Annotated in this window: 1 protein-coding gene; it reads right to left on the reverse strand. The window is 72.3% G+C overall.

Translation table 11 applies throughout. The features are described from left to right. Nucleotides 1-97 precede the first annotated feature (97 nt). Nucleotides 98-1,939 (reverse strand): phosphoenolpyruvate--protein phosphotransferase (gene ptsP / locus HMPREF0731_RS20855; protein ID WP_007006217.1); only part of this gene is annotated, 1,842 nt, incomplete at its 5' end.

Genomic DNA, 1,939 nt, shown 5'->3' on the forward strand with positions numbered 1-1,939 from the left:
ATCAGCTGGCGTCCCGCCTCAGGCCGGAAGCGGGACGCCAAATGAAAAAAGTCTTTTTGCTTCTTTTTCTTTAGAAAAAGAAGAACTGAAGAAAATACTAATCCGCGCGCGGCGAGGCCGGGTCGAAGGCCATCACCAGCTCCTGGATGCGCTTCGGGTCGCTCTGCTCCATCACCCGGCGGGCGAAGCGCGCGCAGTCGTCGATCTTCAGCGTGCGCACCATCTGCTTCACCCGCGGGATGGCGCTGGCATTCATCGACAGCGAGCGCAGGCCGAGCCCCAGCAGCAGCGGCACCAGCCGCGGATTGCCCGCCATCTCGCCGCAGACCGAGACGGGCATGCGCAGCCGCAGCGCCGCCTCGGTGGCGAACTGCACCAGCCGCAGCACCGCCGGATGCAGCGGGTCGTAGAGATGCGCGACCTCCGCCTCCGCCCGGTCCACCGCCAGCGTGTACATGGCTAGGTCATTGGTGCCGATGGCGAAGAAATCCGCCTCCAGCGCGATGGCGTCGGCCGCCAGCGCCGCGCCCGGCGTCTCGATCATGGCGCCGAGGGGGGGCAGCTTGTCCGGCAGCGGCACGCCCTTGCGCCGCAGCCGGCGGGCGACGCGCTCATAGATCTCGCGCGCCTGCGCCACCTCGCCGGGGATGGTCACCATGGGCAGCAGGATGCGCACCGGCCCTTGCGCCGCCACCCGCAGGATGGCGGCGAACTGCGCCTCCAGCAGCTCCGGCCGCTTCAGCAGCATGCGGATGCCGCGCAGGCCGAGCGCCGGATTGGGGCCGGAATGATAGGGCTCGATCCCCTCGGCCAGGGCCTCGATGTCCTTCTCCCCGCCCCAGTCGAGCACGCGGATGGTCACATGGTCGCCGGCGAGCGGGCCGACGATCTGGCTGTAGGCCTCGAACTGCGCGTCCTCGTCGGGCAGGTCCTCGCGGTTCATGAACAGGAACTCGGTGCGCAGCAGGCCGATGCCCTGGGCGCCGGCCTGGGCGATCAGCGGCAGCTCGGCCGGGATCTCCAGATTGGCCTGGAGGTCCACCTCCTCCCCGTCCAGCGTGACCGAGGGCAGGCGGCGCAGCTTGCCCAGCCGCGCCTTCTCCTTGGCATAGGCGGAGAGCGCCTCGCGCCCCGCCTCCAGCGCGGCGGCGCCGGGGCGCAGCACGATGCTGCCGGTGCTGCCATCCAGCACCGCCTCGTCGCCGCGCCGCGCCGCGCCGGTCAGCCCGGCGCAGCCCAGCACCGAGGGGATGCCGAGCGCGCGCAGCATGATGGCGGTGTGGCCGTCCGCGCCGCCCTCCTCGGTGGCGACGCCGGCGATGCGCGAGGGGTCGAGCAGCGCGGCATCGGCCGGCGTCAACTCATCGGCCACCAGGATGGCGCCGGCCGGCACCTCCTTCAGGCTGCGGAAGGGGGTCGCGGTCAGGTTGCGGGTCAGGCGGCGGGCGATCTCGCGCACCTCGCCGGCGCGGCGCTTCAGCCCGGCCTTGTCGTCATCCTTGGCCGAGAGGATGACGGCGGCGATCGCCTCCGCCTCGTCCTGCACCGCCGTCTCGGCCGAGAGCAGCTCCTCGGCGATGCGGCGGCGGGCGCCGCGCAGCAGCCGGCTCTCCCCCAGCATCATCGCATAGGCGTCGAGCAGGGGTTCCAGCTCGTCCTGCGCCTCCTCCGGCAGCACCGAGAGGCGGGCCTTCAGCTTGGCCACCTGCTTGCGGCTGGCGGTGACGGCATTGGCCAGGCGCTGCCGCTCCGCCTCCACCTGGCCTGCCTCGACGCTGCGGCGGGGGGCCACGGTCGGCACCTCGGAGGTGTCGAACACCGCGCCGATGGCGACACCCGGGCTGATCGCCAGGCCGCGGATCGTCACCTCGCGCAGGCGGCGGGGGCTGCGGCGCGGCGGCTCGGCGGGCTCCGGCTCGGCCTCCTCGGCGGGCGGCTT

Source organism: Pseudoroseomonas cervicalis ATCC 49957 (genome assembly GCF_000164635.1).
Taxonomy (GTDB): Bacteria; Pseudomonadota; Alphaproteobacteria; order Acetobacterales; family Acetobacteraceae; genus Pseudoroseomonas; species Pseudoroseomonas cervicalis.